A 12375-nucleotide genomic window follows, 5' to 3' on the forward strand; every position below is an offset into this window, starting at 1 on the left:
TGGCGGTGGCTCACAACACCGCCACCGACCGCAGTACTTCACCCCGTTGCAGCCGGCCGAAGGCGCTCTCCACGTCGTCCAGGGGGACGGTCTCCGAGACGAAGGCTTCCAGGTCGAGTTTGCCGCGGAGGTGGAGGTCGATCAGGACGGGGAAGTCGCGGCTGGGCAGGCAGTCGCCGTACCAGGAGACCTTGAGGGCGCCGCCGCGGGAGAAGAGGTCGTGCAGCGGGAGGTCGACGTGCTGGTCGCGGTCGGGGATGCCGGCCTGGACCAGGACGCCGGCCAGGTCGCGCATGTCGAGGGCCTGACGGAAGGTCTCCGGGGTGCCGACCGCGTCGATCACGACGTCCGTGCCGTGGCCGCCGGTCAGCGAGCGGACCGCCGCTACGGGGTCGGTCCAGCGGGAGTTGACGGTGTCGGTGGCGCCGAAGCGTTCGGCGGCGTCCAGTTTGCGGGCGTCCACGTCCACCGCGATCACCCGGCGGGCGCCGGCCAGCGAGGCGCTGGCGATCGCGGCGTTGCCCACCCCGCCGCAGCCGATGACGGCCACGGTGTCGCCGTTGCCCACCCGCCCCGTGTGCACCGCCGCGCCGTACCCGGTCATCACCCCGCAGCCGATCAGCCCGGCGGCCTCGGGCCGGGCCGACGGGTCGACCTTCACCGCCTGGCCCGCGTGGACCAGCGCCTTTTCGGCAAAGGCGCCGATGCCGAGCGCCGGTGTGAGCGGGGTGCCGTCGAGCAGGGTCGTCGTGCCCTGCGCGGTGCGGGAGGCGAAGCAGTACCAGGGGCGGCCGCGGTGGCAGGAACGGCAGGTGCCGCAGGGGGCCCGCCAGGCGAGCACCACGTAGTCGCCGGGGGCGAGTTCGCCGCAGCCCGGGCCGGTCGCCTCGACGATGCCGGCCGCCTCGTGGCCGAGCAGATACGGGAAGTCCGCACCGGCGGCGCCGTCCCGATGGCGCAGGTCGGTGGGGCACACGCCGCACGCCTGGATCTGTACGAGCACTTCCCCGGGACCTGGGTCGGGCACCAGGACCGGCAGGACCTCGACCGGCGCCCCCTTCTTCACGGCGATGACGGCGCGGGCTTCGTGCGGCATGTCTTCACTCCTCGACAGCGCCTGCGGCGGCGGAGGGTAGGTGCCGGTACTCGGTGGTGGACAGATGCCGTTACTTGTTGCCTATCGTGCGGCCTGTTGCACCATAGGAGACATGCTGGGATTTGGACGGCGATCCGTCAAGAGGGTTCGGCGACCCGCGCGCAGCCCGTTTCCCGGCCTGATTCCTGGCCTGTTTCCCGGTCCGTTTCTCGGCCTGTTTCCGAGGCCGCTCGTCAGGCCGCGAAGCCCATGGCACGGGAGAGTTCGGCCGCCGCCTTCGCTGCCCGCTCGGCGAGCTCCGGCAGCAGTTCCCGCTCCATGCGGTACGCGGGCCCCGACACGCCGATCGCGCCGATCACCGCGCCGTCGTGCGCCCGTACCGGCGCGGCCACGGCGTTCAGGCCGACCTCCAACTCCTCGGCCGTGCAGGCGTAACCGAGCTCCAGCGCCTCGGCCAGCTGCGGACGCAGGGCCGCGGCGGTGAGGGTGTGCTCGGTGAAGCGGGGCAGCGAGCGGGTCAGCAGGCCGTCGCGGCGCTCCCGCGGCAGGTGCGCGAGCAGCACCTTGCCGCTCGCGGTGGCGTGCAACGGCGTGCGCCGGCCCAGCCAGTTGTACGCGGTGACCGCGGCCCCGCCGCGCGCCTGCATGATGTTGACCGCCGCGTCGCCGTCCAGTACCGCGATGTTGGCGGTCTCGCCGGTGTCCTCCGCCAGCGCGCGGCAGACCGGGGCGCCCTCCTGGGAGATGTCCAGCCGGATCGCGGCGGCGCCCGCCAGCCGCAGCACGCCCGCGCCCAGGTAGTACTTGCCGCGCTCGCCCTCCTGCTCGACCAGCCCGCGGTTCTCCAGGACGCCGAGGATGCGGAAGGCGGTGGACTTGTGGACGCCCAGCTCCTCGGCCAGCTCGGTCACCTTCGCCTCACCCAGCCGGGCCAGGATCTCCAGCACGCTCACCGCCCGGTCCACGGACTGGACGGAGCCGGCACCGCCGCGTGTGCTGTCGCCGGTTTCCTCGGTGGTCTCGTTGGCGCTCGTGTCGGTCGTCTTCGGCATGGGTCTGTGCGTCACCGCCCGGCGGCCCTGGGGGCCAGTCGTCGGGAGCCCGTCGTGATCCGCTCCCGGATCTCGGTCTGTTGCGCGGTCTGCTGTTGCGCATCGCGCGGTGCGATGCGTATGAAGCAACGCCATCATACCGATCAGTGCCAAGGGGGCCAGATGCTACTCGCAGCTTTTCGGAGTCCGGGCCTCCGGAAAGGGGGCCGGTGCCGGTAAAGGAGGAGCTCGGTCGCCGGTGAAGCGGCAGTCGGGCGGCAGTCAGGTGGACGTCAGGCGGCGGCCGAGCGCCGTTCCTGCCGGCGTGCGCGTCGCCGCTCCCGGCGCAGCGCCCTGGCCGTGCTGCTGGGGCGCGACTCCACGCCGTGCCGCTGGATCCACACCTGCCGGGTCACCCAGACGTCCAGTACGCCCCAGGTCGCGACCACGGTCGAGGCGACCGTACTGAGCACCGCGGGAAAGGCGAGCCAGGACCCGGCGAGCGTACTGAGGAAGGCCACCATGGCCTGGACGAGCGTCACCGCCACGATGATGACGGCCCGCACCGCGGCGGTGCGCACCGGATCGGGCATACGGGGGCGGGGGGACGGCTCTTCCTGCCACAGCGCGCCGTCTCTGCCGAGGTCCATGAAGCCGTCACTCTCCCCGTACTTTCCCCGCCTGTCCGGCTGTTCGGTGACTGCCCGGATTTCCTCCGGTACATGCCGCCGTGCGCCGTTACCCGGGACTCATGGTCGCCTACCGCCGGCGCCGCCCCGACGGCGGGGGCCGGTTCTTTCCGGCCAACAGTCGTGGCCCGGAAGGGGATACGAGTGGGGTGGTGGAGACCACACGGACGGGCGTGTTGTCCGGGAATCGCCGGACAAGGACGGCCATCCGGTCCTGACCTGCGGGCCGGTCCGTCGGACAGCTCTTCGAGTTGACCCCCCGACAGTAGTAGGCTCGCGCCGTTTGTTGACGGAACACCATCCCCGCGGGCCGGGGTTGACGTAGGGGAGGCCATGCGCTTTCGCGGGAAGTCCATCCGCCGGAAGATCGTGGCGTTGCTGCTCGTACCTCTGGTGTCCCTGACTGCCATGTGGGCCTTCGCCACGTACGTCACCGGCACCGAGGCACGCCAGTTGCTGAAGGTCGCGGTCGTCGTCGACAAGGTCGGCTACCCGGCCGAGGACGCGGTACAGGCCCTGCAGAAGGAACGTCGCGCCACCCTGGTCTACCTCGCCGACCCGCGGATCGCGGGCTCGCTGACCGACCTGCGCCGGCAGACCCTCGCCACCGACCGGGCCGTGGCCCGGCTGCGGGCCAACGCCAAGGGCTCCGACGTGCGCGAGGACCTCCTCGGCGGCGCGGGCTCGCGGCTGGAGACCGCCGTCAAGGCGTTCGCGCACCTGGACGAGCTGCGCGACCAGGTGGAGAACAACACCCTCACCCGCCGCGAGGCGTTCGACCAGTACAACGCCCTGGTCGACCCCTGCTACGACTTCCTGGGCAGCATGCACTTCCTGCCCGACCCGGACATCTCCAAGCAGGGCGGCGCGCTGGTGGCGCTCACCCGCGGGCGCGAGTCGCTCTCCCGGGAGGACGCGGTGCTCAGCGCCGCGCTGGTGTCCGGCTCGATGTCCCCGCGCGAACTGCGCGACTTCTCCGACCGGGTGGCCGAGCGCAAGGTCCTGTACGAGACCAGCCTCACCGCGCTGCCCGCCGCCGAGCGTGCCGTGTACGAGGACTACTGGAACGACGCCAAGCCGCGCGAACTGGAGTCCTTCGAGGACGCGGTGATCGCGGCGGGGCCGTCCGGCGCTACCGAAGCCATCAACGCCGAACGCTGGCACGACACCGCGCGACAGGTCCTCGGCGACCTGGACCGGATCAACAAGGAAGCGGGCGGCCGCTTCGAGGACCGGGTGCAGCCCGCCGCGATGACCGTGCTCGCCAGGGCCGCGTTCGCCGGCGTCCTCGGCTTCGTCGCCCTGCTCGCCTCGATCATCGTCTCCTTCCGGCTCGGCCGCCGGCACGTGAAGGACCTCAGCAGGCTCCGCAAGGACGCGCACGAGGTGTCCGGCGTACGGCTGCCCAGCGTCATGCGCCGCCTCGCCGCGGGCGAACACGTCGACGTGGAGACCGAGGCGCCGCGGCTGCAGTTCACCCAGGACGAGATGGGCCAGGTCGCCCAGGCGCTCAACACCCTCCAGCGGGCCGCGCTGGAGGCCGCCGTCAAGCAGGCCGACATGCGCCGCGGCGTCTCCGAGGTCTTCGTGAACCTCGCCCGCCGCAGCCAGGTCCTGCTGCACCGTCAGCTCACCCTCCTGGACGCCATGGAGCGCCGTACGGAGGACACCGACGAGCTGGCCGACCTCTTCCGCCTGGACCACCTCACCACCCGTATGCGGCGGCACGCCGAGGGCCTGGTCATCCTCTCCGGCGCCGCGCCGTCCCGGCAGTGGCGCAAGCCCATCCAGCTCATGGACGTCGTGCGGGCCGCGGTCTCCGAGGTCGAGGACTACGAGCGCATCGAGGTGCGCCGGCTGCCGCGGCTCGCGGTGGAGGGCCCGGCCGTCTCGGACCTCACCCACCTCATCGCCGAACTCCTGGAGAACGCCACCGTCTTCTCGCCGCCGCACACCGCCGTGCAGGTGGTCGGCGAGCGGGTCGCCAACGGCTTCACCCTGGAGATCCACGACCGGGGGCTGGGCATGGCGCCCGACGCGCTCCTGGACGCCAACCTGCGGCTCGCCGAGACCCCCGAGTTCGAGCTGTCCGACACCGACCGGCTCGGCCTGTTCGTGGTCAGCCGGCTGGCCCAGCGGCAGGGCGTACGCGTCTCGCTGCAGCCCTCCCCGTTCGGCGGGACCACCGCGGTCGTCTTCATCCCCGGCACGCTGCTGACCGAGAGCGCCGACGGGCGCACCGAGGGCGGCCGTGGCGAGGACACCGGCTCGGTGAAGCGTCCCGTGTCGGCCGAGGCGGCACGCGGCGGGGCCCTGGCGGCGCTCGCCCAGGTGCCGGTGGCACTGCCGGAGCGCGGCGCACCGGACGCCGCGGCGGAGCGGGCCGCTGAGGAGGAGGACGAGAGCGTCTTCCGCGGGCCCCGGAGACAGCGCCGTACCGAGGACGGCCGCCCCGCGCTGCCGACCGGCCCGGTGCCCGCCGAGCGCGTGGAGCACCGGCCGGCCGGCGACCCGCCCCCGGGCGGTGGCCCCGCGCCGCTGCCGCGCCGCCGCCGCTCCCCGGTCCTGGTCAGCGACCACGGCCGCGCGGTGGAGGACGCCGACGGGCCGGCCGCGGGGACGCGCGGCGCCGAACGGCCCGCGGAAGCGGCCCCGTCTGCGGAAAGGACCCCGTCCGCCGAGCGGGCGTCGTCCGTCGACAAGGTGGCGCCCGCCGGGAAGGTGGCGCCCCGCGCAGACGTGCCGTCCCCCGCAGAGGCGCCGTCCGCTGAAGAGGCGCCGCCCGCGCGGACGGTGCCCGGTCTGCCCCGGCGGGTACGGCAGGCCAGCCTCGCCCCCCAGCTCAAGACGTCGTCCGGCCGGCAGTCCGGCCCGGCGACCGAGGCCGCGGACCCCGCGGCCGACCGCGACGCCGAGGACGTACGGTCGCGCATGGCCTCGCTCCAGCGCGGCTGGCAGCGCGGCCGGCGCGAATCCGGCGAAGACGGCAGCGCCACAGCACCGAGAAAGAACATGGGAGGGGACGGTCGATGACCGCACCGAAGGCAACAGCAGCCGGGACCGCAGCGAAGGGCACGGGCGAACTGGGCTGGCTGCTCGACGAGCTGGTCGGCCGGGTGGGCTCCATCCGCGAGGCGCTCATCCTCTCCAGCGACGGCCTGGCCACCGGCGCCTCCGCCGACCTGCCCCGGGAGGACGCCGAGCACCTGGCCGCGGTCGCCTCCGGGTTCCACAGCCTGGCCAAGGGCGTCGGCCGGCACTTCGACGCGGGCCAGGTGCGGCAGACCATGGTCGAGCTGGACGAGGCGTTCCTGTTCGTCAGCGCCGCCGGCGACGGCAGCTGCCTGGCCGTGCTCGCCGACGCCGACTCCGATGTCGGCCTGATCGCGTACGAGATGACGCTGCTGGTCAAGCGGGTGGGTACGCACCTGGGGACGGCTCCCAGGACCGGCGGGCCCAGTTGAGGATGACGACGGTGACCGCATGAACCGAAAAGATCAGGCCGGGCCCGCAGCGGGCCCGGCCCGGTGGTTCGACGACGAGGCGGGCCCGGTCGTCCGTCCGTACGCCATGACCCGCGGCCGCACCGCCAGCGCGGCCGTCGCCCGGCTGGACCTGATCGCGCAGGTGATCGCGGAGAGCCGGGCCGACGAACCGGTCACCGACCAGTCGCTGTCGCCCGAACACCTCGACATCGTCGACCTCACCCGGGAGGCCCCGCTCTCCGTGGCCGAACTGGCCGCCGAGCTGGACCTGCCGGTCGGCGTGGTCCGGGTGTTCATCGGCGACCTGCTCGACGCTGAGCTGGTCCGGGTCACCCGTCCCGTGCCGCCCGCCGAACTCCCGGACGAGGACATCCTGCGCGAGGTCATCAACGGCCTGCGCGCCCTCTGAGAGCCTGCGCCGCCATACGGGAGCAGGCCTCCCGGTCTCCGTAGGAGAACAGGCCCTCGGCCCCTGTAGGCGAGCACGTCCCCAGCTCCCGTATGGGGGCAGGCCCCCAGCCCCTGTAGGAGCGCAGGCCCTCGGCCCCCGTATGGGGCACGTCCTCAGCCCCCGTAGAGCGCCAAGTACGGCGCCAGTGCGAAGAGGGCCAGTACAAGGCCGGTCTTGAGGGTGCGCGAGGGGAGCGCGCGGGCGATGCGCCAGCCGATCAGCACGCCCGCGAGCTCCGGTACGCCGACGAGCGCCGCCAGCGGCCAGTCCACCGCGCCGTGCGCCACATAGCCGAGCGTCCCCGCCGTGGCGATCACCACCGACTGGACCTGCGCGACGGCCAGCGCGGCCAGTACCGGCATCCGCAGCGCGACCAGCAGCGGCACGGTCAGCATCGGCCCGCCGACCCCGAACACCCCGCTCGCCACCGCGACGCCGAACCCCAGGAGGGCCGTCACCCAGTCGCTGGGGTACGCGGCCCCCGTAGGCGCGGCGCGCCGCTCGCGGTACCAGACCAGCCCGCCGACCAGCGCCACGAAGGCGCCCAGCAGCAGACCGAAAGCCCGTCCGGAGAAGAGGGTGTTGGCCAGTACGCCGAGCGGGGTGCCGAGCACCGCGGCGCCCGCCAGCACCCCTGCCGTGCGCCGCGTGCGCGGCTCCCGCAGCTCACCGGAGCGCACGTACGCGGCCGTGCCCAGCATCCCGGTGGCGACGTGCGTGACGATGGCGGTGCCCGCGACCTGGGCGGGGGAGAGGTCCGTGAGGACGAACAGGCCGACGGTCGCGAGTACTCCACCGGGGCCCACGGCCGTGATGCCGACCCCGGCGGCCAGCCCGAAGAGCGCCAGCAGGACCAGCGTCGTGGTGTCGGGCGCCAGGCCGCTCATCGCGCCTCCTTCGGGGCCGGACCGCGGTGCAGCGTGGCGTGCAGCGCCAGCCGGTCCGCGCGGATGTGCAGCGACTCGGCGTCCACGGGGCGGCCGTCGGCGAGATGCGTGAGCCGTTCGATGGCGAAGACCGCGGCGCCCGCCTCCACGCCGAGCAGCGCCGCGGTGTCCGGCCCCGCGTTGACCGCGTGCACCGACACCTCGGCCCGGCCCAGGCGCTGCCCGGAGGTCTCCTCGATGAGCGCGAACAGGTCGCGGTGCGCGAGGTCGCAGGCGAGCAGCGGCGTCCCGATGTCCGCGGTGAGGTAGGTGGTGTCCAGGGACAGCGGGAGGCCGCCCAGCCGGCGCAGCCGCTCGACGTACACCGCGCCCTCCCCGGGGGCCAGGCCCAGCCGCTCCGCGATGGCCGCGGGGGGAGCCGGGACCGGGCGGGCCGCCCGTACCTCGTTGGTGACCGCGCCGTGCCCGGTCAGCGTCTCCGCCAGGCCCGCCAGCCGGTCCAGCCCGTGGCCGTACTTGGGCATCACGACCGTGGTGCCCACGCCCTGCTTGCGGGAGATCAGCCCCTCGTTGCGCAGCAGTGCCAGCGCCTCACGGACGGCGTTGCGCGAGGCCCCGAGGTGCGCGCCCAACTCGCGTTCACCGGGCAGCACGCCGTCCTCGTACGCGCCGCTGGTGATCCGCTGCCGGAGCACGTCGGCCAGTTGCCGGGCGCGCTCGGCGCGGGGCCGGGAGGACACCCAGGGCCCGTCGTCCCCGCCCTCCGCGCCCGGTGGTGCCGTCTCCCGCATGGCTGACTCCCTTCCGCGCCGCCCCGTGCGCTGCCGCGTCCTCCGGAGCCGTCGACGGTACTCTCCGGGCATTACGCCAGAGTTACGCCACCTCGCCTGACCTGCGTAAATGTCTGACCAGCGGGTTTGGGGTGAATGGCGGGCCGTTCCGCCGGGCAGACGCGTCCGTATGCGGTGCCCCGTACGCTCAGTGATCATGAGCACATCAGGCAGGGGCGGTGCCGGACCCGGGGCTTGCCGTCGGTACAGTCGGTGCGGAACGATCCACTCCTACCCGGGAGTTGTCGTGCTCCACCAGTCTCCACCAGTTGTCATCAGCCACGGTGCGCCGGTCCGTCGCTGACGCGGCACCACCGAAAACGGAGGAAGCGGTCAATGGTCTTCGGGCGCGCTGAGCGACGCCGCAGGAAAGCCGTCGAGCCGGTCACGCTCAAGATCCTGGTCGCGGGCGGCTTCGGCGTCGGCAAGACGACGCTGGTCGGCGCGGTGAGCGAGATCAAGCCGCTGCGCACGGAAGAGCAGCTGAGCGAGGCGGGCCGGCCCGTCGACGACACCGCGGGCGTCGAGGGCAAGCACACCACCACCGTCGCCATGGACTTCGGGCGGATCACCCTCCGCGAGGACCTGGTGCTCTACCTCTTCGGCACGCCGGGCCAGGACCGCTTCTGGTTCCTGTGGGACGAGCTGTCCACCGGCGCGCTGGGCGCGGTGGTGCTCGCCGACACCCGCCGCCTGGAGGACTCCTTCGCCGCGATCGACTACTTCGAGCGCCGCGGCATCCCCTTCACCGTCGCGGTCAACTGCTTCGAGGGCGCCGAGCGCTACCCCGCGGAGATCGTCCGCGACGCGCTGGACCTGGACCCGGACGTCAGCGTCGTGTACTGCGACGCACGCGAGAAGGGCTCGGCGCGCGACGTACTCGTCGAGGTCGTGCAGCACGCGCTGCGCATGAGCGAGGAGCAGCGCGAGCCGGCGCTGTCCTGACCCGTCCGGCGGGCCGGTGCGGCCCGCCGGGACACGCCAGGAGGCGCCGTGGGGATGGCGCCGTGCGGCCCGTACCCCGCCGTCCGGAGTACGGGCCGCGACGGTCCCACAGGCGCCGTCAGGGCCGCCGCAGGACGTCCTACTGGTCCTATAAGGCGTACTGGTCCTACTCGCCGTTCTCGTCCAGCCAGCCGAAGCTGCGCTCCACCGCCTTCCGCCACCGCGCGTACTCCCGCTCCCGGACCTCGCCCGGCATCCGCGGCGACCACTCCGCGTCCCGCTTCCAGTGCGCCTTCAGCTCGTCCAGGTCCTGCCACACGCCGGTGGCCAGGCCCGCCGCGTACGCCGCGCCCAGGCAGGTGGTCTCCGCGACCACCGGGCGGATCACCGGCACGCCCAGCACGTCCGCCTGGTGCTGCATCAGCAGATTGTTGGCGGTCATCCCGCCGTCCACCTTCAGCGTCGTGATCTGCACCCCGGAGTCCTGGTACATCGCGTCCACGACCTCGCGCGTCTGCCAGCTCGTCGCCTCCAGCACGGCACGCGCCAAGTGCGCCTTGGTGACGTAGCGGGTGAGGCCGGTGATCACACCACGCGCGTCGGAGCGCCAGTACGGCGCGTACAGCCCGGAGAACGCCGGGACGATGTACGCGCCACCGTTGTCGTCCACGCTCGCCGCCAGCGTCTCGATCTCGTCGGCGGAGCTGATGATGCCCAGCTGGTCGCGGAACCACTGCACCAGCGCGCCGGTGATCGCGATGGAGCCCTCCAGGCAGTACACCGGGGCCTCGCCGCCCAGCTGGTACCCCATCGTGGTCAGCAGCCCGCTCTTGGAGGGCACGGGCCGGTTACCGGTGTTCAGCAGCAGGAACGACCCGGTGCCGTAGGTGTTCTTGGCCTCGCCGACGCCGTAGCAGGTCTGGCCGAACACCGCGGCCTGCTGGTCGCCCAGCGCCGACGCCACGGGCACGCCCGCCAGCTGGCCCACGGCCGTGCCGTACACCTCCGCCGAGGGCCTGATCTCCGGCAGCACCGCCTCGGGGATGCCCATCGCCGAGAGGATCGCGGGGTCCCACTGGAGGGTGGCCAGGTTCATCAGCATCGTCCGGCCGGCGTTGGTCACGTCCGTGACGTGCACCCCGCCGTCCGTGCCGCCGGTGAGGTTCCAGATCAGCCAGGAGTCGATGGTGCCGAACGCGATCTCGCCGGCCTCCGCGCGCGACCGCAGCCCGGGAACGTTGTCCAGCAGCCAGGCCGCCTTCGGCCCCGAGAAGTAGCTGGCCAGCGGCAGGCCCGTGGCGTCACGGAACCGGTCCTGGCCGTCCGCGCCGCCCAGTTCGTTGCAGAGCGCCGCCGTCCTGGTGTCCTGCCAGACGATCGCGTTGTGCACAGGCTTGCCCGTCCTGCGGTCCCACAGGACCGTGGTCTCCCGCTGGTTGGTGATGCCGAGCGCGCTGAGCTGGTCGGCACGCAGCCCGGCCCCCGCGAGCGCGCCCGCCACGACGGCCTGCACCTTGGACCAGATCTCGGTCGCGTCGTGCTCCACCCAGCCGGGCTTGGGGAAGATCTGCCGGTGCTCACGCTGGTCGACGGCGACGATCGCGCCGTCCTTGTCGAAGATGATGCAACGGCTGGAGGTGGTGCCCTGGTCGATCGCGGCGACGTACTTCTGCGTACTGTCCGTGCTGTCCGTCATGGCGTCTCCTCAGTCGGATGACCGCAGTCGGCGAGCGGTGGTGCCCGCAGCGCAAGGCTGCGGGCGGAACGGCGCGGTCGGAAGTCCGCGCACAAGGGCAGTCATGGACCACGCGCCCGGAGAAGGCCGGAAGGCCGCGTTTCAGAAGGCCGCGTTTCGGAAGGCCGGGTCCCAGAGGGCTGGGTCTCAGAAGGCCGCGTTGTACACCAGGGCGGCGAGCGCCGCGCCGATCAGCGGGCCCGCGACCGGCACCCAGGCGTAACTCCAGTCCGACGTGCCCTTGTTGGGGATGGGCAGGAGCGCGTGCGCGATGCGCGGGCCGAGGTCACGGGCCGGGTTGATCGCGTACCCGGTGGGGCCGCCGAGGGAGAGGCCGATGCCGACCACCAGCAGTGCGACGAGCAGTACGTTGATCCCCGAGCCGTAGACCCCGCCGTCGGTGCCGGGGATCGGGCCGATGCCGATGCCCTTGTTCTCGCCGAAGAACAGGATCGGCAGCACGAGGCCGATCGTCGCGATGATCTCGGTGACGAGGTTCGCCACGGGCTTGCGGATCTCCGGCCCGGTGGAGAAGATCCCCAGCGTCGGCTGGGCCTTGTCCTCCTGCGCGTTGGCCGCGAACTGCGCGTAGTACACGCCCCACGTCAGCGCCGCGCCGATGAGCGCCCCGATGAGCTGCGCCGCCATGTACAGCGGCACCTTCGACCAGGGCGTGCCGCCCGCGATGGCGGAGCCGAGGGTGACGGCCGGGTTGAGGTGGCCGCCGGACAGCGGCGCCGAGGTGTAGGCCCCGGCGAGCACGCCGAGGCCCCAGCCGAACGCGATGGCCACCCAGCCGGCCGATTTCGCCTTGGAGTAGTGCAGGGTGACGGCGGCGCAGACGCCCGCGCCGAAGAGAATCAGGATCGCGGTGCCGATGACTTCACCGACGAATATGTCCCCATTGGAATACATCTGCGGCTCCTTGGGCCCTTGCCCGGGGAACGGACCCCGGTCCTCCGTGCAGGGTGCGTACCTCTCCCATGGCCCGGCCACAGATTTCCGGACGTGCCACGGTATTCATACGGGGTGAAGCGGACGGCCGTGTTCTTCCCGCATCCCGCCCGGCCTCCGCGACGAGCATGTCAGTACGGCAGGGCGCCGGTGGGGCACAGGAACGCGCGGCGTCACCACGCGGTCGGGGGGAAGCCTGCGTACGGCACGCCGACTGACACCCGGAAGTGTTCACCGGCCGTGATGGAGCGTCAAGCACATGGACGGCAACG

General features: G+C 72.8%; 11 protein-coding genes. 4 read left to right on the forward strand and 7 right to left on the reverse strand.

Annotated elements, in window-relative coordinates:
* Window positions 1-10: 10 nt before the first annotated feature.
* The 3 genes from ACZ4MH_RS24880 to ACZ4MH_RS24890 all read right to left on the reverse strand — a co-directional run bounded on the left by ACZ4MH_RS24880 (window position 11) and on the right by ACZ4MH_RS24890 (window position 2837).
* Window positions 11-1096: an S-(hydroxymethyl)mycothiol dehydrogenase gene (locus ACZ4MH_RS24880; RefSeq protein ID WP_351599587.1), complete on the reverse strand. Its 1086-nt coding sequence runs from the start codon at window positions 1094-1096 to the stop codon at window positions 11-13.
* 233 nt (window positions 1097-1329) lie between these two features.
* The gene (locus ACZ4MH_RS24885; protein ID WP_351599586.1) at window positions 1330-2148 is read right to left on the reverse strand and encodes an IclR family transcriptional regulator; all 819 of its coding nucleotides are present in this window, start codon (window positions 2146-2148) and stop codon (window positions 1330-1332) included.
* A gap of 272 nt (window positions 2149-2420) precedes the next feature.
* Window positions 2421-2837, reverse strand: a complete 417-nt coding sequence (locus ACZ4MH_RS24890) for a hypothetical protein (protein ID WP_351599588.1) — start codon at window positions 2835-2837, stop codon at window positions 2421-2423.
* Between the two features lie 312 nt (window positions 2838-3149).
* Between ACZ4MH_RS24890 and ACZ4MH_RS24895 the strand changes: the two genes are divergently transcribed.
* The 3 genes from ACZ4MH_RS24895 to ACZ4MH_RS24905 are packed head-to-tail and all read left to right on the forward strand — an operon-like array spanning window position 3150 to window position 6710.
* Window positions 3150-5849 carry a sensor histidine kinase gene (locus tag ACZ4MH_RS24895; protein WP_351599585.1) on the forward strand — a complete coding sequence of 900 codons (2700 nt, stop codon included), beginning with the start codon at window positions 3150-3152 and terminating at the stop codon, window positions 5847-5849.
* Window positions 5846-6280 carry a roadblock/LC7 domain-containing protein gene (locus tag ACZ4MH_RS24900; RefSeq protein ID WP_351599584.1) on the forward strand — a complete coding sequence of 145 codons (435 nt, stop codon included), beginning with the start codon at window positions 5846-5848 and terminating at the stop codon, window positions 6278-6280. Before ACZ4MH_RS24895 ends, ACZ4MH_RS24900 begins: the two co-directional genes overlap by 4 nt.
* A gap of 19 nt (window positions 6281-6299) precedes the next feature.
* On the forward strand, window positions 6300-6710 hold the full coding sequence (locus ACZ4MH_RS24905; RefSeq protein WP_351599583.1) for a DUF742 domain-containing protein: 411 nt from the start codon (window positions 6300-6302) through the stop codon (window positions 6708-6710).
* A 155-nt stretch (window positions 6711-6865) separates the two neighbouring features.
* On the opposite strand, the gene ACZ4MH_RS24910 is transcribed toward ACZ4MH_RS24905, so the two are convergent.
* Complete coding sequence (locus ACZ4MH_RS24910) at window positions 6866-7639, reverse strand: sulfite exporter TauE/SafE family protein (protein WP_351599582.1); 774 nt, start codon at window positions 7637-7639, stop codon at window positions 6866-6868.
* Complete coding sequence (locus ACZ4MH_RS24915; RefSeq protein ID WP_351599581.1) at window positions 7636-8430, reverse strand: GntR family transcriptional regulator; 795 nt, start codon at window positions 8428-8430, stop codon at window positions 7636-7638. The genes ACZ4MH_RS24910 and ACZ4MH_RS24915 overlap by 4 nt, the downstream gene beginning before the upstream one ends.
* A gap of 375 nt (window positions 8431-8805) precedes the next feature.
* On the opposite strand from ACZ4MH_RS24915, the gene ACZ4MH_RS24920 reads away from it, so the two are divergent.
* The gene (locus tag ACZ4MH_RS24920) at window positions 8806-9414 is read left to right on the forward strand and encodes a GTP-binding protein (RefSeq protein ID WP_351599580.1); all 609 of its coding nucleotides are present in this window, start codon (window positions 8806-8808) and stop codon (window positions 9412-9414) included.
* Window positions 9415-9580: 166 nt separating this feature from the next.
* Here ACZ4MH_RS24920 and glpK read toward each other — a convergent pair whose 3' ends face one another.
* Entirely contained in the window at window positions 9581-11110 is a 1530-nt protein-coding gene (gene glpK / locus ACZ4MH_RS24925) for a glycerol kinase GlpK (protein WP_351599579.1), read from the reverse strand.
* 186 nt (window positions 11111-11296) lie between these two features.
* Entirely contained in the window at window positions 11297-12064 is a 768-nt protein-coding gene (locus ACZ4MH_RS24930) for an MIP/aquaporin family protein (RefSeq protein ID WP_351599578.1), read from the reverse strand.
* Window positions 12065-12375: the final 311 nt, after the last annotated feature.

Source organism: Streptomyces sp. NPDC026301, from assembly GCF_055567935.1.

Excerpts from the sequence above, each read along its gene's own strand:
- ACZ4MH_RS24905 (WP_351599583.1), top strand. The coding sequence starts at position 6,300 with ATGAACCGAAAAGATCAGGCCGGGCCCGCAGCGGGCCCGGCCCGGTGG.
- ACZ4MH_RS24920 (WP_351599580.1), top strand. The coding sequence starts at position 8,806 with ATGGTCTTCGGGCGCGCTGAGCGACGCCGCAGGAAAGCCGTCGAGCCG.
- ACZ4MH_RS24930 (WP_351599578.1), bottom strand. The coding sequence starts at position 12,064 with ATGTATTCCAATGGGGACATATTCGTCGGTGAAGTCATCGGCACCGCG.
- ACZ4MH_RS24880 (WP_351599587.1), bottom strand. The coding sequence starts at position 1,096 with ATGCCGCACGAAGCCCGCGCCGTCATCGCCGTGAAGAAGGGGGCGCCG.
- ACZ4MH_RS24910 (WP_351599582.1), bottom strand. The coding sequence starts at position 7,639 with ATGAGCGGCCTGGCGCCCGACACCACGACGCTGGTCCTGCTGGCGCTC.
- glpK (WP_351599579.1), bottom strand. The coding sequence starts at position 11,110 with ATGACGGACAGCACGGACAGTACGCAGAAGTACGTCGCCGCGATCGAC.
- ACZ4MH_RS24915 (WP_351599581.1), bottom strand. The coding sequence starts at position 8,430 with ATGCGGGAGACGGCACCACCGGGCGCGGAGGGCGGGGACGACGGGCCC.
- ACZ4MH_RS24895 (WP_351599585.1), top strand. The coding sequence starts at position 3,150 with ATGCGCTTTCGCGGGAAGTCCATCCGCCGGAAGATCGTGGCGTTGCTG.
- ACZ4MH_RS24900 (WP_351599584.1), top strand. The coding sequence starts at position 5,846 with ATGACCGCACCGAAGGCAACAGCAGCCGGGACCGCAGCGAAGGGCACG.
- ACZ4MH_RS24885 (WP_351599586.1), bottom strand. The coding sequence starts at position 2,148 with ATGCCGAAGACGACCGACACGAGCGCCAACGAGACCACCGAGGAAACC.